Origin of the sequence: Thauera linaloolentis 47Lol = DSM 12138 (genome assembly GCF_000310205.1) — a bacterium.
In the GTDB taxonomy this organism is placed as follows: Bacteria; Pseudomonadota; Gammaproteobacteria; order Burkholderiales; family Rhodocyclaceae; genus Thauera; species Thauera linaloolentis.
Window position 1 is genome coordinate 1 of the sequence record NZ_AMXE01000053.1, and the last position, 18362, is coordinate 18362.

Genomic DNA, 18362 nt, shown 5'->3' on the forward strand with positions numbered 1-18362 from the left:
GGTCGCGGCGGCGGCCGATGCGCAGGCGCGCGACGCGACAGGCCCGCGCCCCGCGGCGACCGCGGAGCAGGATGCCGCCGTCCGCGCGGTCCTCGACGCGGGCGAGGGCTTTCGCTGTCATCTGCTGCACGGCGTGACCGGCAGCGGCAAGACCGAGGTCTATCTGCGCCTTGCCGCGCACATGCTGGCGCAGGGCAAGCAGGTGCTGATGCTTGTGCCCGAGATCGCGCTCACGCCGCAGCTCGAACACCGTGTCGCCGAGCGCTTCGCCGTGGCCAGGGTCGTCAGCCTGCATTCCGGGCTGGCCGACGGTGCGCGCTCGCGCGGCTTCGTGCAGGCACTGAGCGGGCACGCCGACATCGTGCTCGGCACCCGGCTCGCGGTGTTCGCACCGCTACCGCGCCTGGGTCTGATCCTGGTCGACGAAGAGCATGACGCCTCGTACAAGCAACAGGAAGGCGTGCGCTACTCGGCGCGCGACGTCGCGGTGTGGCGCGCTCGCCAGCGCGGCGTGCCGGTGGTGCTGGGCTCGGCGACACCGTCGCTGGAGACCTGGTACCACGCCCGCAACGAGCGCTACGTGCTGCAGGTGCTCAAGCAGCGCGCGGTGGCGGCGGCGATGCCGACGGTGCGCTGCATCGACGTGCGCCGCCTGAAGCTGGACGAGGGGCTCGGCCCCGGCCTGCTGGCGGCGATCGCACAGCGCCTGGAACGCGGCGAACAGAGCCTGGTGTTCCTCAACCGCCGCGGCTACGCGCCGGTGCTGTCCTGCCCCGCCTGCGGCTGGGTCAGCCGCTGCCCGCACTGTTCGGCCAATCTCGTCGTGCATCTGGCCGACCGCCGCCTGCGCTGCCACCATTGCGGCTGCGACGGTGGCATTCCGCATGCCTGTCCGAGCTGCGGCAACCAGGACATCCAGCCCTTCGGCCGCGGTACGCAGCGCATCGAGGCACGCCTGGCCGAGCTGTTCCCGCAGGCACGCGTGCTGAGGGTGGACCGCGATGCGGCGCGCACGCGCAAGCAATGGGAAACCCTGCTGGCGACGATCGCGGAGGGAGGGGCCGACATCCTGGTCGGCACGCAGATGATGGCCAAGGGGCACGATTTCCCGAACCTGACCCTGGTCGGCGTCATCGGCGCCGACGCCTCGCTGCACGCGGCCGATTTCCGTGCCCCCGAGCGCCTGTTCCAGCAATTGATGCAGGTCGGCGGCCGCGCCGGGCGGGGAACCCTGCCCGGCGAAGTGCTGATCCAGACCGAGTATCCGGCGCATCCGCTCTACCAGCACCTGGCGCGCCACGATTTCGACGCGTTCGCTCGCATGGAGCTGCAGGCGCGGCGCAGCGCCGGCTTTCCGCCCTTCAGCCACCAGGCCATGCTGCGCGCCGATGCGCCGGCGCTGGACGACGCGGTCGAATTCCTGCGCCATGCCCGCCGGCTGGTCGAAGCGCATGCGCTGGCGGGCCTGCGCATCTACGACCCGGTGCCGATGCGCATGACGCGGCTGGCGCGGCGCGAACGCGCGCAATTGCTCGTCGAGGCCGACCAGCGCGGCGTGCTGCAGGCCTTCCTTGCCGATTGGGTGGCCGTGCTGTATCGCCAGCGCACCGCGCGCGAGCTGCGCTGGCAGCTCGATGTCGATCCGCTCGACGTGTAAGCCGGCGCCATCCGCGCATGTGGCGCGCGGCAGCCCGGGCCTCGTTTCCGCCGCATGCGCACTCCTGGCGAGCGGCCAAACCCGGTTACCATCGGTAGCGCGACTCAAACAGGAACATACCCATGGCGCAGGCCCCTCAACTGAACAGGCACCAGACGCTCGTGCTGGGCGCATTGCTGCACGCGCAGGAGCCGGTCAGCGCGTATGCCCTGCTCGAGCAGTTGCGGGGAGAAGGGCTGCGCGCACCCTTGCAGGTCTACCGCGCGCTGGACAAGCTGATCGAATACGGCCTGGTGCACAAGCTGTCCAGCCTCAACGCCTTCATGGCCTGCGCCCATCCCCACGAGCATCGGCACGAACTGATCTCGTTCGCGATCTGCGAGCGCTGCGGCAAGGTCATGGAGTTTTCCGGGCCGGAATTCGAGGCAGGACTGCGGCGCTGGGCGAAGGAACACGCATTCCGGATGGAAAGCGCGGCCATCGAATTGCGCGGTACGTGCGAGCGCTGTCTGTCGGACTAGGCCGCGTGCCCGGCCGGAACAGGCCGTCTGATGCGCGCTTCAGCGCACCGCAGTCGTCCCGCTCCACCCGCCGCCGAGCGCGGCGACCAGTTGCACGCTCGCCTGCAGGCGGTCGCGGGTAATGTCGAGCGCGCCGCGGCGCGCGGCCAGCGTGCCGTTCTGTGCCACCACCACTTCGAGGAAGGACACCTGGCCGGCGCGATAGCGGTTGGTCACCAGGCGCTCGTTTTCCTCGGCCAGTGCCACCACGCGCGCCTGCTGGCCCGCACGCGCTTCCAGCGCACGCAGGCTGGCGAAGGCATCCTCGGTTTCCTGCAGTGCGGCCAGCACCGCTTCGCGCCAGGCTTCGGCCGCGGCTTCGTGCACGGCACGGGCGTCGTCGAGCGCCGCCGCGCGCGCGCCGCTGTCGAACAAGACGCCGGCCAGCGTGGGGCCGAGCGCCCAGACCCGGTTGGGCGCCTCGAACCAGTGGCGGAACTCGGCGGAGCGGTAGCCGCCGGACAGGCCCAGGGTCAGGTCCGGCAGCCAGGCCGCCTGCGCCACGCCGATGCGGGCATTGGCCGCGGCCACCCGGCGCTCGGCCACGACCAGGTCGGGGCGCCGGACCAGCAGCTCGCCCGGCAGCGCCGTGGGCACCGGCGGCATGGCCACCAGGCTGCCGTCGGCGGCCAGGGCGAAGCCCGCTGGCGGCCGTCCCGCGAGCACGGCGATGGCGTTTTCCGCCACTGCGCGCTGGTCGACCAGTTCGAGCAACTGCGCGCGCACGTTCTCGAGCTGGCTTTCGGCCTGCACCACGTCGGCGCGCGCGATCATGCCGGCCTCGTACTGGTTGCGGGTCAGTTGCAGCGAGCGCGTGTAGGCGGTTTCGGTCTGCAGCAGCAATTCGCGCTGCTGGTCGAGCACGCGCAGGCGGATGTAGGCCTGCGCCAGGCTGGCCTGCAGCGACAGCCGCAGCGCCGCGAGGTCCGCCGCCGAGCCTTCCAGTTCGGCCTGCCCCGCTTCGGCCGCGCGTCGCACCCGCCCCCACACATCGGGCAGCCAGCTTACCGACAGCGTGCCGTCGTAGCTGTTGGCGACGGCGTCGGCCGTGCCGCTGCGCCGCCCGGACAGCTCGCCGCCCACCGTCGGCGCGAAGCCTGCGCGCGTGCCGCGCAGCGCCGCCTCGGCCTGGCGCAGGCGTGCCGCGGCCTGTGCGACGCCCGGATTGGCGGCCTCCAGCTCGTCGATCAGGCCGTCCAGCCTGTCGTCGCCATAAGCTTTCCACCAGGCGCCGTCCTCGGCCACCGGTGTCCGCACCGTCTGCCAGCCGGTGTCGTGCTTGAAGGCCTGCGGCATGGCGGGCAGCTCCGGAGCGCGGTAGTCGGGACCGACCGCGCAGCCGGACAGGCTCAGGACGAAGGCGGCGGACATGGGGAAGAAGGTAGGCAGGCGCATGATCGGAAACGGAATGGAAAAGGCTCGGCGGGAACAGGCCTGCGGCCCGGGCTTGGTGAGGCTCACGGCGCCGCCGCCGGGGTCGTGCGGCGCGCGCACCGCAGCCGCAGGCGGTCGAGGGCGAGGTACACCACCGGGGTGGTGTAGAGCGTCAGCAACTGGCTGACCGCCAGTCCGCCGACGATGGCGATGCCGAGCGGCTGGCGCAGCTCCGAACCTTCGCCCACGCCGAGCAGCAGCGGCAGGGCGCCGAGCAGGGCGGCCAGGTTGGTCATCAGGATCGGACGCAGGCGCAGCATCGCCGCGCGCCGGATCGACTCGTGCGGTGACAGCTTCAGGTTGCGTTCGCCGTCGATCGCGAAATCGATCATCAGGATGGCATTCTTCATGACCACGCCGATCAGCAGGAACAGGCCGAGCAGGGCGATCAGGCTGAATTCGGTACCCGACAGCATCAGCGCCAGCAGCGCGCCGATGCCGGCCGACGGCAGTGTGGACAGGATCGTGAGCGGGTGCAGGGTACTCTCGTAGAGAATGCCGAGGACGAAGTACACCGTCACCAGCACGGCAAGGATCAGCAGCGGCTGCGACTGGCTGGTCTCGTCCAGGCTCTGGATCGAGCCGCCGTGGCGGGTGAACAGCGAAGACGGGATCATCAGCCGCGCGATGGCGCCGTCGATGGCCTGCATCGCCTGTTCCGGCCCGACCCCGGATGCCAGCGCATACTCGACGCCCTCGACGGCGTACTGCTCGTAGTGGGACACGCGGTCGTTGCTGAGGCTGTTGCGGTAGCTGGTGAAGGCCGACAGCGGCACCCGCTGGCCGTCCGCGGTGATCACCTGCAGCTCGTCGAGCACGCCGGCATGCTCGGTGTAGCGCGGATCGAGCTCCATCACCACGCGGTACTGGTTGAGGCTGTCGTAGAGTGTCGCGACCTGGCGCTGCGAGAAGGAGTTGTTGAGCACCGAGCCGACCATGCGCATGTCGACGCCCAGGCGCTGGGCCGCCTCGCGGTCGATGTCGATGCTCAGTTGCTGGGTGCCTTCGTCGCGGTAGCCGTTCACATCCTCGAGTTCGGGCAGGTCTTCCATGGCCTGCGTCAGACGGGCCGCCCACTGCTTGAGGGCGCTGGTCTCGGGCGACATCAGCAGCACTTCGTATTCGCTGGAGTTGAACGGCGGCCTGAGCTGTATGTCCTGGTCCACATGCAAAAGCAGCATGCCGCCCGGCACCTGGGGGGCCGTGTTGCGCAGGCGGTCCACCACTTCGCGGGCGCTGGCGTCGCGCTCGGCGCGCGGCTTGAGCTTGACCATCAGCCAGGAGTTGCTGATGCCGCCCGTGCCCCCGCTGGTGCCGACGACGTCCGCGACTGCGGGGTCGGCCAGCATGTGGTTCCGGTACACATCGATCTTGGGCTGCATCAACTGGAACGAAAAGCCGTCGTCGCCGCGCACCAGCCCGCGCAACTGGCCGGTGTCCTGTTCCGGCAGCGTGCCCTTGGGGATGGCGACGTACAGGTAGACGTTGCAGCCGATCACCGCGGCCAGCGCCAGCAGCACGACTGCGCTGTGGCGCAGCGCCCAGTCCAGGCTCGTCGAATAGCCGCGCTGCAGCGTGGACGACACGCGTGCGCCGAAGGCCGCCAGGCCGCCGCCACCGCGCGCTTCGCGCGGGCGCAGCAGATGGGCGCACAGGCTGGGCGTCAGCGTCAGCGACACCGCCAGCGACACCAGGATGGCAGCGGCGAGCGTGATCACGAACTCGCGGAACAGGCGCTCGACGACGCCACCCATGAACAGCACCGACAGGAACACCACCACCAGCGACACGTTCATCGCCAGCAGCGTGAAGCCGACCTCGCCGGCCCCCTTGAGCGCGGCGCGGTAGGGACGCATGCCGTTGGCGATATGGCGCTCGATGTTCTCCAGCACCACGATCGCGTCGTCCACCACCAGGCCGGCGGCGACGATCAGCGCCATCAGCGACAGGTTGTTGAGCGAGAAGCCCTGGAAGTACATCGCCACGAAGGCACCGATCAGCGACACCGGCACCGCCAGGCTCGGGATCAGCGCGGCGCGGCCGTCGCCGAGGAAAGCCCACACCACCGCGATCACCAGTGCGGCGGCGATCAGCAGCGTGAACTGCGCCTCGGCCAGCGTCGCGCGGATGCCGGGGCTGCGATCCATCACCACCCGCATCGCCGTATCGGCCGGCAGCAGCGCCTGCAGCGCGGGCAGCTGCGCGTGGATGGCATCCACGGTGGCGACGATGTTGGCGTCAGGCTGGCGATAGACCTGCAGCAGCACCGCCGGGTCGTGGTTGTGGAAGCCGCTGCTGTAGCGGTTTTCGGTGGCGTCGCTGACCGTGGCGACGTCGCCCAGGCGCACCACCGCGCCATCGCGGTAGAGCACGATCAGGTCGCGGTAGTCGGCCGCGGTGCGCAGGCTGTCGCTGCTGCCCACCCGCCAGCGCAGGTCGCCCTCTTCCAGCACGCCCAGGGGCTGCAGGGCATTGGCGTCGGCGATCGCCGAGCGGATGTCGTCGAGCGCGATGCCGTGGTGGGCGAGCATGCCCGGATTGAGCTGGACCCGCACCGCCGGCAGCGCGGCGCCGCCGACGCCGACTTCGCCGACGCCTGCGATCTGCGCGATCTTCTGCGCCAGGATGGTCGCCGCCAGGTCGTACAGCCGGCCGGGCGACAGGCTGGGCGAGGACAGCGCCACCACCATCACCGGCGATTGGGTCGAGTTGACCTTGCGGTAGCTGGGGTTGCCCGGCATGCCAGCCGGCAACTGCCCGCGCACCGCGTTGATCGCCGCCTGCACGTCGCGCGCGGCGGCATTGATGTCGCGGTCGAGGGCGAAGCGCAGGCGCACGCGGGCGGCACCCTGGCTGCTCGACGAGCTCAGCTCGGTGACCCCGGCAATGCTGCCCAGCGCGCGTTCGAGCGGCGTCGCCACGTTTGCCGCCATGCTTTCGGGGCTGGCGCCGGGGAGGTTGGCGCTGACCTCGATCGACGGGAACTCGACTTCCGGCAGCGGCGCCACCGGCAGCAGCCGGTAGGCGAGCAGGCCGCACAGCACCAGCGCGATCGCGAGCAGGCAGCTCGCCACCGGACGGCGGATGAAGGTGCGCGCCAGGTTCATGCGCCGGCGTCCGCCGCCGCCGTGCCCTGGCGGGCCGCGCGGCGGCCGGTGAGGCGGTCGAAGAAGAGATAGACCACCGGTGTCGTGAACAGCGTCAGGACCTGGCTCACCAGCAGTCCGCCGACCATGACGACGCCCAGCGGCTGGCGCAGCTCGGCGCCGGAGCCGCCCGCCAGCATCAGCGGCAAGGCGCCGACCAGCGCCGCCAGCGTAGTCATCAGGATGGGGCGGAAGCGCAGCAGCGCGGCGCGGCGGATCGCGTCGCGCGGCGCCATGCCGAGCTTGCGCTGCGCATCGAGGGCGAAGTCCACCATCATGATGCCGTTCTTCTTGACCAGGCCGATCAGCAGCACGATGCCGATCACCGCCACCAGGTCGAGCGGCCGGCCGGACAGGTGCAGCGCGGCGAGCGCGCCGACCGTGGCCGACGGCAGCGTGGACAGGATGGTCACCGGGTGGATGGTGCTTTCGTACAGCACGCCGAGCACGATGTACATCGTCACCACCGCGGCCAGGATCAGCCACAAGGTGTTGCTGAGCGAGGCGCGGAAGGCCTCGGCCGCGCCCTGGAAGCGCATCTCCACGGCGAGCGGCAGGCCGATCTCCGCGCGCACCGCCTCGATCGCGGCCACGGCTTCGCCGAGCGAGGCGCCCGGCGCGAGGTTGAAGGACAGCGTCGCCGCCGGGAACTGGCCCTGGTGCGAGATCGCCAGCACCGCCGGGCGCAGCGAGATCCGTGCCACCGTGGACAGCGGCACCGGCCCGCCGCTGGCGGTCGGGATGTAGGTGCGCTCCAGCGCCTCGGGGCCGACCGCATGGCGTGGATCGACTTCGAGCACGATGCGGTACTGGTTGGCGTGGGTGAACAAGGTGGCGATCTGGCGCTGGCCGTAGGCGGTGTGCAGCGCGCCGATCACCTGTGCGGCACTTACGCCCAGGCGCTTCGCCGCGTCGCGGTCGATGTCGACCCGTGCCTGTACGCCGTCACGCTGCAGGTCGGAGGCGACGTCGGCCAGTTCGGGGCGCTGGCGCAGCGCCGAGACCATGGTGTCCACCCAGGCCGCGAGTTCGCCTTCGTCCGGCGTGGACAGCGTGAATTGGTACTGGGTGCGGCTGATGCGGTCTTCGATGGAGAGCTCCTGTACCGGCTGCATCCAGGCCTTGATGCCTTCGACTTCGGCGAAGCGCCCGGCCAGCCTGCGCATGACGCGTTCGGCGCCGTCGCGCTCGCCGTGCGCGCGCAGATTGATCAGCATGCGGCCGCTGTTGAGTGTGGTGTTGCTGCCATCGACGCCGATGAAGGACGACAGGCTGAGCACGTCCTGATCGGTCAGTGCCACCTGCGCCAGCGCCTGCTGGCGTTCGGCCATGGTGCCGAAGGACACCGATTGCGGCGCTTCGGTGACGACCTGGATCACGCCGCTGTCCTGCACCGGGAAGAAGCCCTTGGGCACGGTGGCGTAGAGCAGCGCGGTCAGGGCCAGCGTGCCGACCGTGACCAGCAGCGTCGCGGTCTGGTGGCGGAGCACCCAGTCCAGCCAGGCGCCGTAGCGTTCGATCACGCGGTCGAGCGGGCCGTCGCCTTCGCCCTCGCCATGCGCCGGGGTGTCGCCCAGCATGCGCGCGCTCATCATCGGCGTCAGCGTCAGCGACACCACCAGCGAGATCAGGATTGCCACCGCCAGGGTGACGGCAAATTCGTGGAACAGCCGTCCGACCACGTCGCCCATGAACAGCAGCGGAATCAGCACCGCGATCAGCGAAACCGTCAGCGATACCAGCGTGAAGCCGATCTCGGCCGCGCCCTTCAGCGCCGCCTGCATCGGCGAGGCGCCGGCCTCGCGGTGGCGGGCGATGTTCTCCAGCATCACGATCGCATCGTCGACGACGAAGCCGGTGGCGATGGTCAGCGCCATCAGGCTGAGGTTGTTCACCGAAAAGCCGGCGAGGTACATCACGCCGAAAGTGCCCACCAGCGACAGCGGCACCGCCACGCTCGGGATCAGCGTGGCGCTCGCGCGGCGCAGGAACAGGAAGGTCACCAGCACCACCAGGCCGACCGCGAACACCAGTTCCTTCTGCACGTCGTGCACCGAGGCGCGGATGGACAGCGTGCGGTCGGTCAGCAGTGCGACATCGACCGCGGCCGGCAGCGTGGCGGTCAGTTGCGGCAGCAGCTCGCGCACGCGGTCGGCCACCTCGATGACGTTGGCGCCCGGCTGGCGCTGGATGTTGACCAGCACCGCCGGTGCCTCCACCGGGGTGGCGCAGCCGCTGGCGCCGGCGCCGGCTTCGCCCGTATCGCAATAGCCCGCCCAGGCGGCGAGGAAGCGGTCTTCGGCGCCCTGCTCGATGGTGGCGATGTCGCCCAGGCGCAAAGGCGCGCCGTTCGACCAGGCGACGATCAGGCTGCGGTATTCCTCGACCGACTTGAGCTGGTCGTTGGCCTCCACCATCACGAAGCGGTGTGGGCCGTCTAGGCTGCCCTTGGGCTGGGTCGAGTTGGCCGCGACCAGCGCGCTGCGGATGTCTTCCATGTTGAGGCCGTGCGCGGCGATGGCCTGCGGATTGACCTGCACCCGCAGCGCCGGGCGCTGGCCGCCGGCCAGGCTCACCATGCCGACGCCGGGCAACTGCGCCAGCTTTTGCGCCATGCGGGTATCGACCATGTCGTATACCTCGGGCAGCGGCAGCGCGGCCGAGGACACCGCCAGGGTCACGATCGGCGCGTCGGCGGGGTTGACCTTGCGGTAGATCGGCGGCGTCGGCAGGTCGTCGGGCAGCAGGTTGGCCGCCGTGTTGATCGCCGCCTGCACTTCCTGCTCGGCCACGCCCAGGTCCACGCTGAGGCCGAACTGCAGCGTGATCGCCGATGCGCCGCCGGAACTGGTCGAACTCATCTGCTTGAGCCCGGGGATCTGCCCGAGGCGGCGCTCCAGCGGCGCGGTGATGGTGCGGGCGGTCACCTCGGGGCTGGCGCCCGGATGGAAGGTGAACACCTGGATGATGGGGTAGTCGACCTGGGGCAGCGCCGCCACCGGCAGCAGGCGCCAGGCCAGCAGGCCGGAGATGACGAGCGCGATCATCAGCAGCGTGGTCGCCACCGGCCGCTCGATGAAGGGGCGGGAGATGTTCATCTCCGCTCAACCGCCCTGGCGCTGGGCGCCTGGCGCCGGCGTGCCGGCTTCCTCGTTGCCGTCGCTGTCCACCAGGGTGACGGCCCTGCCCTCGCGCAGGCGGTCCAGGCCTTCGAGCACCACCTTCTCGCCGCCGTCGATGCCGCTTTCCACCACCACCTTGGTGCCGTCCGAGGCGCCCAGCGCGACCGGGCGGACATTGGCCTTGTCGTCGGCGACGACGTAGACGTAGCTCCCACGGGAACCGAACTGCACCGCATCGGCGGGGATGGTCACCGCGTCCTGGATGCTGCGCACCGCCAGGCGGATATTGACGAACTGGTTCGGGAACAGGGCATCGTCGGTATTGGCGAATTCGGCTTTCAGGCGCACCGTGCCGGTCGCGGTGTCGATCTGGTTGTCGAAGGTGCGCAACACGCCGCTGGCGATCTGCTTGCGGTCGTCGCGGTCCCAGGCCTCCACCTGCAGGCTGCGGCCGCGCGCCATTTCCTCGCGCACCGTCGCCAGCTCGCGCTCCGGCACGGTGAACATCACCGCGATCGGGCGGGTCTGGACGATGCTGACGATGCCGTCGGTGTCGCCGCTGGAAATCAGGTTGCCGGCATCGACGCGGCGCAGCCCGACGCGGCCTTCGATCGGCGCCTCGATCCGGGTCCAGCCGAGCTTCAGGCGGGCGTCGTCCACCTGGGCCTGGTTGGTCTTGAGCGTGCCGCGCAACTGGTTGACCAGCGCCTCCTGGGCCTCGACCTGCTGGCGGGCGATGGAATCCTGCTCGAACAGCAGGCGATAACGGGCAAGCTCGGTCTCGGCGTTCTTGAGCTGGGCCTGGTTCTGCTGCAACTGGCCTTCGGCCTGGGACAGGCCGACGCGGTAGGGCGCGGGGTCGATCTCGGCGAGCAGCGCGCCCTTGCGCACCCGGTCGCCTTCCTCGAATGCCAACTTCATCAGCTCGCCATCCACACGGCTTCTCACCGTGACGCTGGCCAGCGGCGTGACCGTGCCGATCGCGCGCAGGCGCACGTCCAACTCGCCGCGTTCCGCAGCAACGGCCTTGACCGGCACCGGGCCGCTCATCATGCCGGGGCGCGGCGCGCCGGAAGTGGAAGTCTGAGCGTCGCTGCGCAGGAAATACCAGGCGGTGGCGGCGACGGCGGCCGCGGCCAGGAGCAAGAGGCTCAGTCGCCCCTTGGATGACGAAGTGGAAGGCATGGATTCAGGAAGGCGCTTGCTGCGTGGGAGACCTGCGGAAAGACAGGGCGAATTACCGAAGGTTCTGTGAAGTGAGATGTATTCTCAAGTTCGAGTATAAAAGGGGCGACATGCCCGCTACAAGCATGTCGCCCGATGCAGCACGCGCGTGCGGTGCCGTGCTCAGACGAGCCGTTCGACCGCGCCGCGGTACAGCTCCAGCGCCTCGTCGCGGCTGTTGGCGCTGACGCCGAGGTTGTTCACCAGGCCGTTGTCCAAGCTGTAGCACCACGCATGCACGGTCACGCCCTGGCCGCGCTGCCAGGCCTCGCGCAGTATCGAGGTCTGGCACACATTGACTACCTGGTGGATGGCGTTGAGTTCGCACAGCCGGTCGAGCCGGGTGTCGGTATCGTCGATCTGGGCGAGGCGGTCCGCATGGCGGTCGCGCACGTCCTGCACGTGGCGCAGCCAGTTGTCGGTGAGGCCGGTGCGGTTGTCATTGAGCGCCGCCTTGACCCCGCCGCAGCCGTAGTGGCCCACCACCAGGATGTGCTTCACGCGCAGCATCTCGACCGCGTAATGGATCACCGACAGGGCGTTGAGGTCGGTATGGACGACGACGTTGGCGACGTTGCGATGGACGAAGACCTCGCCCGGCGCCAGGCCGATGATCTGGTTCGCCGGCACGCGGCTGTCGGAACAGCCTATCCACAGGTACTCGGGCGACTGCTGGTTGACCAGGCGGGAGAAGAACTCCGGGTCCTCGGCCTGCATGCGTTCGGACCAAGCCTTGTTGTTGGCGAAGAGGTGTTCGATGGATTGAGACATGAAGATCCTTGGATCGCGCGCTGGCGCAGTAGGCGCGATTGTGAAGGACAACCCGGGATTGGAATAGTGGGCAGGGCGTAGCAGTCGCGAAAGGCGGGGTCGGCTCCAGCCTGGCCGGTGCCGGGTAAATCGGGCGGCAAAGAGACCCGGGCATCCGTTGCAGGTCAGCATTTGCCGGCAGGCTGGTCGCGTCTTCATGGGGTGCGTGCCGGTAGGGGATCGAGTTCCGATTTGCGGTCTTCAAACAACTGGATCAGGTGATCCGCGACGGCCCGCACGCGCCGGGAATGGGCAAGGTCGGCGTGCAGCACCAGCCAGATCGGCTGATCCGCGCCCAGTTCCGGCAACAGGCAGACCAAGTCCGCCTGCCGTGCCAGGTAATGCGGAAGCACGGCCAGCCCGAGGCCTGCGGTGGTGGCCGAGAGCTGCGCCGACAGCGTGTTCGTCTCCACCCTGCACGGCTTGTCACGCAGCATCCGAGCGAGCCACTTGGCCGCAGGCAGGTGACCGTGGGGCTCCGCCCAGCCGATGAAATCGTCATCAACGAACGCACCGGCATCAGCCCCGCCCCGGCGGGCCTCGACGTAGCCGCGAGAACCATAGAGGCCGAAGCCCAGCGTACCCAGGCGTTTGATCGTGATGTTGCCCGCTTCGGGTTTGACCATCCGCACGGCCAGATCGGCGTCGCGCCGGTGCAGGTTGACCGTTTGCACCGCGCTGACGATCTCCACCCGTAGGCCGGGATGGGTTGCGAAAAGCTGGGGCAGCGACGGGATGATGAGCGGGTTGGCCAGGTTCTCCGCGGTGGCCAGGCGGACGCAGCCGGCGACATGTCGTTGCTGCTGGGCGGCGTAGCCGAAGGCATGCCCGGCATGCTCCAATGCTTCCGCACGCTCCAGCAGGGCCCCGCCATCGTCGGTGAGCCGATAGCCGCTTTGATGCCGGCTGAACAATGGCACGCCCAGGGCCCCTTCCAGGCGATCCAGTCGCCGCGACACGGTGGCAACGCCCATCGCCAGAGCGATCGCCGCGCCGCTCAAGGTGCCGTTGCGCGTAATCGCCAGGAAGACACGGGCGTCATCCCAGTGCAAAAGCGGGTTCTTGTTGTCTTCCATATTCGGAAAGTCGGGCTCCGATTTTATCTGTGTATGCGATTGATCCGGAAGATCATACTTTCCGCACTGTGTGAGAGGAAATGTGATGCAACGACGCAAACTCGGGACCGATCTGGATGTCTCCGCCCTGGGACTGGGCTGCATGGGCATGAGCGAGTTCTATGGCCCACGGGACGATGAACTGGCCATGCAGGCGCTGGCGCAAGCCACGGAAATGGGCGTCGATTTTCTCGACACCGCCGATATCTATGGCCCGCAGCACAACGAGGAGTTGATCGGCCGTTTCCTGGCAACGCACCGGCCCCAGGTGCGTATCGCCACAAAGTTCGGCATCGTGCGCAAGGCGGGCGAATACAGGCGCAGCCTCGACAACACGCCTCAGTACGCCCGTCAATGCTGCGAAGCCTCGCTGCGTCGGCTCGGAATCGAGCAGATCGACCTCTATTACGTGCATCGCGTCGACCCGGCCCATCCGATCGAGGAGACGATGGCCGGGCTTGCTCGACTCGTACAGGAGGGCAAGATCGCCCGCATCGGCTTGTGCGAAGTCAGCGCCGCCACGCTACGGCGCGCGCATGCCGTGCATCCCGTGGCTGCGCTGCAGACGGAATACTCGCTATGGACGCGAGAGGTCGAAGCCGAGGTATTGCCGACGTGCCGCGAGCTGGGGATCGGCCTGGTCGCCTATTCGCCCCTGGGCCGTGGCTTTCTGACCGGCCGGTTCCAGAGCGACGCAAGGTTCGAGGAAGGCGACTTCCGCGCCAGCCTGCCGCGCTTTCAGCCCGGGAACATAGGCACCAACCGTTCCCTGGTGGAGGTCGTGGCGGCCCTGGCAGCGCACAAGGCCTGCTCGACCGCCCAAATTGCCTTGGCGTGGCTGCTGGCACAGGGCGACGACATCGTGCCGATCCCCGGCACGAGACGCATCGCCCACCTGCAGGACAACCTGGGCGCGTTGTCGGTACATCTGCAGCCGGACGACCTCGCGGAACTGAATCGTGCACTCGATGCCTTGCCGGTGGTGGGCGAACGCTATACCGAGGAAGGCATGAAAGGAATCGACGCATGAGCATCCCTCGTCGCGCGCCTTCCGACTGCCTGACGGCGACGATGGAGGAAGAGCAGCGCATCGCTTGGCCGGACATGGTGCGGCTTGGCACGCTGCCGCCCGGACGCAGCCTGGAGTCCGAGGCGGCGGTGCTGCCTTACACCTTCACGTCCGACTACAGGCTGGAAGGCAACGAAGTCGTCATCCGCCGCAAGCTGGTATCCAGCAATCCCGCCCTGCAGGCCTTGCTGCGGGAAATCGCGCTTGAATACGACACGGTGTTGAGCTACGCACCGCGCTGAGGCGGAGCTGGCCCGGCCGGCAGGCTGAGAGCCGGTCTGGGTAGAGCTGCCCACCGGTCAAGCTGCTTGTTCAATCCGCCCACACCCCCAGTTCGACCAATTGTTTCGTCGCCGCCGCGGCCCAGCCGCGATTTGCCGCCGGGCTGGCGGGGCTGGGGTGCAGGATGCGGCCGAAGCGGGCGCCGGTGGAGGTGCCGAGCGCTTCCATGGCGCGCTTTTCGGCCCAGTTGCCGATGCCGATCACCCATTCGGGCTGCAGCGTGGCGACCAGCGTGCGCAGGTGTTCGTCGCAGGCGGCCAGCAGCGGGCGCTGCTCGGCGGCGGGCAGTTTGTCCGGCGTCAGGTTGCGGCCGCCTTCGAAGAAGGCGAGCGGGCAGTAGTTGGCGATGAAATGTCCGGCGAAAAAGGCGTCGGGCGTGCCGAAGCGCGTGCGGAACAGGCCCCACAGGCGCTGGCCGCTGACTTCGGAGCGGGTGCAGGCGAAGCCTTCCACCGGGCGCCTGGGGTTGGTTTCGCGCGGCTGGCCGACCGGGCCTTCCAGCCCCAGCCAGTCGCGTGCGCTGGCGATTTCGCCGAAGGGCACGCCGATCTGCACCATGCCGAAGGGCCCCGGGTTCATGCCGACGAAGACCACGCGCTTGCGCCCTTCGCCGAAGCGTTCCAGATAGCGGCGATGCACGTCCCAGGCGTAGTCGAGCGGGTTGTAGACGTGGGTGACGGGTGGGGCGAAGCGCATCGCGTCAACCGTGGCGGACAAGCGGCGGGCGGCGTCGATGAGGGTGGCGGCGGTCGAGGCGGGGGCGGTCATGGCGGCTCGGGATGGAGGCGGCGAAAGCGGTGAGTGTAGCCGTGCTGTCTCAGAAGACGAGGTACTTGAGCAGATACAGCGCCGCCATGCCGGCGACGATGGTCGCCAGCACGCTGCGCGTGCGCCAGGCGACGAGGACGGCGGCCAGCGCGGCCCAGGGGCGGGGCGTGTCGAAGGCGAACTGCACTTCGCCGCCGGTCACGAACAAGGCGCTCGCGGTCAGTGCCGCGAAGCTGGCCGGCGCGATGTGGCGGCACAGCGCGTGCAGCCAGCCCGGCAGGCTGTGGCGGGCGAAGAGGCCGATCATCGCGTAGCGGTACAGGAAGGTCAGGATGCCGACGGCCACCAGCAGGGCGAGCAGGCTGGGCGTGCTCATGTGGCGGACCTCATCGTGCGTGCTCCAGGCGGCGCACCGTCCATACGCCGGCCAGCAGGCCGAGCAGGATGGCCGCCACCAGGCCGAGTTTGTAGGGCAGGGCGGCGAGGGCCAGGGCCGCGAGCGCCGCGGCCAGCGCCGCCGCCTGCCCGGCGCGTTCGCGCAGCAGCAGGGTGAGCAGGGCGATGAAGGTCAGCGGCACGGCGAAGTCCAGCTCCCATTCGGCGGGGATGGTGGCGCCGAACAGCAGCCCGGCCGCGGTGGACACCTGCCAGCCCGCCCACAGCGTGAAGCCGGCGCCGAGAAAGTACCAGTGGCGCAGGTCGGCCGGGGGCGCCGCGTCCTCGCGCCGCTGGTAGCGCAGCACCGCCACCGCGTAGGCCTCGTCGGTCAGCAGGTAGGCCAGCAGCAGGCGCCAGCGCCGCGGCAGGTGGCGCACGTATTCGGCCATCGAGGCGCTGTACAGCATGTGGCGCAGGTTGAGCAGGCCGGACGTCAGCGCGATCGGCAGTGCGCCGGCGCCGGCCGCCAGCATCTGCACGATGACGAGCTGGGCCGCGCCGGCGAAGACCACGGCCGAGGCCAGTTGTGCGATCCAGGCCGGCACGCCGGCCGCGAGCGCGGCGATGCCGTAGATCATGCCGAAGGGCACGGCCCCCAGCAGCAGCGGGGCCTCGTCGCGGCAGCCGGCGAGGAATTCGCTGGCCGCGGTCTTTTCCGCCCGCGCCATCAGTCGTCCAGCGCGCCGTCGGTCCGCGGCCGCCCCAGGCGGCCGAGCGCGTCGCGCAGCCACCACACCATCACCACGCCCGGTATGGCGACGACGATGGAGAAGATGAAGAAGGCCGGCCAGCCGATGCTTTGCGACAGCACGCCTGACAGCGGGCTGACGTAGATGCGGCCCACCGCGGCGAAGGCCGACAGCATGGCGTAGTGGGTGGCGGTGAAGTGCTGGTTGCACAGCCCCATCAGCAGCGCGACGAAGGCCACCGTGCCCATGCCGCCGCTGATGTTCTCGCCGGCGATCACCGCCAGCAGCAGCAGGTCGAGCGCGGCGGGTGCGTCCAGCGACACGATGCCCCAGTCGAAGGCCGGCACCATCACCGCGCCCCAGGCGCCCTTGCCGAGCTGCGCCAGCAGGTAGAAGCCGAAGTTGGACACCAGTTGCAGCACGCCGAACAGCAGCAGCGAGCGGTACAGCGCCAGCCGCGTCATGATCAGGCCGCCGATGAAGGCGCCGAGGATGGTCAGCCAGATGCCGATGACCTTGTTGGCGATGCCGACTTCTTCCTGCGAGAAGCCCATGCCCTTGATCAGGAAGGGCGTGGTCAGGCTGCCGGCGAAGGCGTCGCCGAGCTTGTAGAGGATGATCAGCGCGAGGAAGGCCGCCGCGCCCTGCTGGGCAAAGTAGCTCGACAGCGAGCGGTTCAGGGTCTCGAAGCCCGCGCGCCGCGCCGCCCACCAGGCTAGCGGCATGGCCAGCGCGATTTCGGCGAGCACGAACAGGAGCTGGATCCAGCGGTTGGCGTCGTCCGGGTCCAGCCCGAGCAGGATCAGCGCCTGGCGGGCGATCCAGTAGCCGGCGGCGACGCCGGCCAGCATCGCGGCAAAGCCGAGCAGCTCGCGCCTGGGGTCGGAGTCGAGTGGCTTCAGCGCCGCCGATACGCGCGGCAGTGCCAGCAGCGACACCGCGCCGCAGCCCAGCATGATCAGCGCCATGGTTTCGTACACCCGTGGCCACGACGCCCATTGGCCGGCCCAGATCAGCGCGATGCCGCCCGACAGGATCATCGCCAGGCGGTAGGCGAACACATGCACCGAGGCGCCCAGCCCGCGTTCGGCCTCGGGCAGCAGGTCGGTGCGGTAGGCGTCGACGACCACGTCCTGCGAGGCCGACAGGAAGGCGACCAGCACCGCGGCGGCGGCGAACAGCCCGGGCGTGGCGACCGGCGACAGGCTCGCCATCCACCACAGCAGCGCGGCCAGCGCGAGCTGGGTCAGGGCCAGCCAACCGCGGCGGCGGCCGAGCCAGGGCGGCTCGAAGCGGTCCATCAGCGGCGCCCACAGGAACTTGAAGGTGTAGGGCACGCCGACCAGGCCGAAGAAGCCGATGGTGGCGAGGTCGACGCCGTCGATCGTCAGCCACGCCTGCATGGCCTGGCCGGTCAGTGCCAGCGGCAGGCCGGATGCAAAACCGAGCACCAGGATGGCGAACAGGCGCCAGGCGCGCGCGAGGGCGGGAGGAGGGGCGGCAGGCAAGGGAAGTGGGCGGGCGGCGTGGCGGGACGGCGCATTATCGCAGATCGGCAAGGCTGTGCCGGGGCGCGGGTTTACACAATTCGATACGTTGCTTGCGTCCAGCGCCATCTGCCTCAACAATGCGCGCATTCAGCCGAGTTCGGTGTATTTCCAGCTTCGAGGAGGGAGTCCTTCATGTCGTACACAGTGACCGTGGTATTCGGTGGCAACCGCGAGTACGAGTTTGCGTTGCACGAATCCGAAGTGGCGGGAACGACCAAGGAGCAGGCGCGCAGCTGGCTGGCGAAGGAGTTCGAGGAGCTCGAATGCACCCCGTCCAACCCGATGGGCAAGGTGCTGGTGCTGGACATGATCCTCAATGTCGCCAAGTACGCCGGCGAGAGCCGCTTCGAGCAGGCATCCGACTGGGCGAAGCGGTTCGCGCTGGTGACCGCCGCCGCGCTCGACCGTCCGGCCGTCCGCGTCGACGTGGCGTCCTTCGTCGTCGGCTGAGACCCGCCGCCCTCCGTGACATCGCCGTAAGAGCGGCTTCAGCCGCGA

At 69.3% G+C, this 18362-nt stretch carries 15 protein-coding genes; 5 read left to right on the forward strand and 10 right to left on the reverse strand.

The genetic code is table 11. The features are described from left to right. Both C666_RS12960 and C666_RS12965 read left to right on the forward strand, forming a co-directional pair. On the forward strand, positions 1 to 1657 hold a 1657-nt coding region (locus tag C666_RS12960), incomplete at its 5' end, for a primosomal protein N' (RefSeq protein WP_004340149.1). A gap of 122 nt (positions 1658 to 1779) precedes the next feature. Next, positions 1780 to 2178 carry a Fur family transcriptional regulator gene (locus C666_RS12965; protein ID WP_004340151.1) on the forward strand — a complete coding sequence of 133 codons (399 nt, stop codon included), beginning with the start codon at positions 1780 to 1782 and terminating at the stop codon, positions 2176 to 2178. Between the two features lie 39 nt (positions 2179 to 2217). On the opposite strand, the gene C666_RS12970 is transcribed toward C666_RS12965, so the two are convergent. The 6 genes from C666_RS12970 to C666_RS12995 all read right to left on the reverse strand — a co-directional run bounded on the left by C666_RS12970 (position 2218) and on the right by C666_RS12995 (position 13029). Beyond that, positions 2218 to 3612, reverse strand: a complete 1395-nt coding sequence (locus C666_RS12970; protein WP_154666200.1) for an efflux transporter outer membrane subunit — start codon at positions 3610 to 3612, stop codon at positions 2218 to 2220. 62 nt (positions 3613 to 3674) lie between these two features. Further along, positions 3675 to 6758, reverse strand: coding sequence for an efflux RND transporter permease subunit (locus tag C666_RS12975; protein ID WP_004340154.1), 3084 nt, complete (start codon positions 6756 to 6758; stop codon positions 3675 to 3677). After that, a complete protein-coding gene (locus C666_RS12980; protein WP_004340156.1) occupies positions 6755 to 9895 on the reverse strand; it encodes an efflux RND transporter permease subunit in 3141 nt (1046 codons plus the stop codon). The genes C666_RS12975 and C666_RS12980 overlap by 4 nt, the downstream gene beginning before the upstream one ends. 6 nt (positions 9896 to 9901) lie before the next feature. Then, a complete protein-coding gene (locus C666_RS12985; RefSeq protein ID WP_004340158.1) occupies positions 9902 to 11065 on the reverse strand; it encodes an MdtA/MuxA family multidrug efflux RND transporter periplasmic adaptor subunit in 1164 nt (387 codons plus the stop codon). Positions 11066 to 11266: 201 nt separating this feature from the next. Beyond that, entirely contained in the window at positions 11267 to 11914 is a 648-nt protein-coding gene (gene can / locus C666_RS12990) for a carbonate dehydratase (RefSeq protein ID WP_004340160.1), read from the reverse strand. Between the two features lie 194 nt (positions 11915 to 12108). Continuing rightward, positions 12109 to 13029, reverse strand: a complete 921-nt coding sequence (locus C666_RS12995; protein ID WP_004340162.1) for a LysR family transcriptional regulator — start codon at positions 13027 to 13029, stop codon at positions 12109 to 12111. Positions 13030 to 13114: 85 nt separating this feature from the next. Between C666_RS12995 and C666_RS13000 the strand changes: the two genes are divergently transcribed. After that, positions 13115 to 14098 carry an aldo/keto reductase gene (locus tag C666_RS13000; RefSeq protein WP_004340164.1) on the forward strand — a complete coding sequence of 328 codons (984 nt, stop codon included), beginning with the start codon at positions 13115 to 13117 and terminating at the stop codon, positions 14096 to 14098. Further along, the gene (locus C666_RS13005) at positions 14095 to 14379 is read left to right on the forward strand and encodes a hypothetical protein (protein WP_004340165.1); all 285 of its coding nucleotides are present in this window, start codon (positions 14095 to 14097) and stop codon (positions 14377 to 14379) included. Before C666_RS13000 ends, C666_RS13005 begins: the two co-directional genes overlap by 4 nt. A 70-nt stretch (positions 14380 to 14449) precedes the next feature. Here the strand turns inward: C666_RS13005 and C666_RS13010 are convergent, their stop codons facing one another. From C666_RS13010 to C666_RS13025, 4 genes are read right to left on the reverse strand one after another with little or no spacing between them, the layout of a single operon-like run. After that, positions 14450 to 15187 (reverse strand): uracil-DNA glycosylase family protein, encoded by a 738-nt coding sequence (locus C666_RS13010; RefSeq protein WP_004340167.1) that lies wholly within the window; start codon positions 15185 to 15187, stop codon positions 14450 to 14452. A gap of 49 nt (positions 15188 to 15236) precedes the next feature. Then, on the reverse strand, positions 15237 to 15563 hold the full coding sequence (locus C666_RS13015) for an AzlD domain-containing protein (RefSeq protein ID WP_004340170.1): 327 nt from the start codon (positions 15561 to 15563) through the stop codon (positions 15237 to 15239). Positions 15564 to 15573: 10 nt separating this feature from the next. Beyond that, a complete protein-coding gene (locus C666_RS13020; RefSeq protein ID WP_004340172.1) occupies positions 15574 to 16293 on the reverse strand; it encodes an AzlC family ABC transporter permease in 720 nt (239 codons plus the stop codon). Next, complete coding sequence (locus C666_RS13025; RefSeq protein WP_004340174.1) at positions 16293 to 17822, reverse strand: AmpG family muropeptide MFS transporter; 1530 nt, start codon at positions 17820 to 17822, stop codon at positions 16293 to 16295. Before C666_RS13025 ends, C666_RS13020 begins: the two co-directional genes overlap by 1 nt. A gap of 174 nt (positions 17823 to 17996) precedes the next feature. Between C666_RS13025 and C666_RS13030 the strand changes: the two genes are divergently transcribed. After that, positions 17997 to 18314, forward strand: a complete 318-nt coding sequence (locus C666_RS13030) for a hypothetical protein (protein ID WP_004340176.1) — start codon at positions 17997 to 17999, stop codon at positions 18312 to 18314. The last annotated feature ends 48 nt before the right edge of the window (positions 18315 to 18362 follow it).

Excerpts from the sequence above, each read along its gene's own strand:
- C666_RS13020 (WP_004340172.1), bottom strand. The coding sequence starts at position 16,293 with ATGGCGCGGGCGGAAAAGACCGCGGCCAGCGAATTCCTCGCCGGCTGC.
- C666_RS13005 (WP_004340165.1), top strand. The coding sequence starts at position 14,095 with ATGAGCATCCCTCGTCGCGCGCCTTCCGACTGCCTGACGGCGACGATG.
- C666_RS13000 (WP_004340164.1), top strand. The coding sequence starts at position 13,115 with ATGCAACGACGCAAACTCGGGACCGATCTGGATGTCTCCGCCCTGGGA.
- C666_RS13010 (WP_004340167.1), bottom strand. The coding sequence starts at position 15,187 with ATGACCGCCCCCGCCTCGACCGCCGCCACCCTCATCGACGCCGCCCGC.
- C666_RS12970 (WP_154666200.1), bottom strand. The coding sequence starts at position 3,612 with ATGCGCCTGCCTACCTTCTTCCCCATGTCCGCCGCCTTCGTCCTGAGC.
- C666_RS13015 (WP_004340170.1), bottom strand. The coding sequence starts at position 15,563 with ATGAGCACGCCCAGCCTGCTCGCCCTGCTGGTGGCCGTCGGCATCCTG.
- C666_RS12995 (WP_004340162.1), bottom strand. The coding sequence starts at position 13,029 with ATGGAAGACAACAAGAACCCGCTTTTGCACTGGGATGACGCCCGTGTC.
- can (WP_004340160.1), bottom strand. The coding sequence starts at position 11,914 with ATGTCTCAATCCATCGAACACCTCTTCGCCAACAACAAGGCTTGGTCC.
- C666_RS12975 (WP_004340154.1), bottom strand. The coding sequence starts at position 6,758 with ATGAACCTGGCGCGCACCTTCATCCGCCGTCCGGTGGCGAGCTGCCTG.
- C666_RS12980 (WP_004340156.1), bottom strand. The coding sequence starts at position 9,895 with ATGAACATCTCCCGCCCCTTCATCGAGCGGCCGGTGGCGACCACGCTG.
- C666_RS12965 (WP_004340151.1), top strand. The coding sequence starts at position 1,780 with ATGGCGCAGGCCCCTCAACTGAACAGGCACCAGACGCTCGTGCTGGGC.
- C666_RS13030 (WP_004340176.1), top strand. The coding sequence starts at position 17,997 with ATGTCGTACACAGTGACCGTGGTATTCGGTGGCAACCGCGAGTACGAG.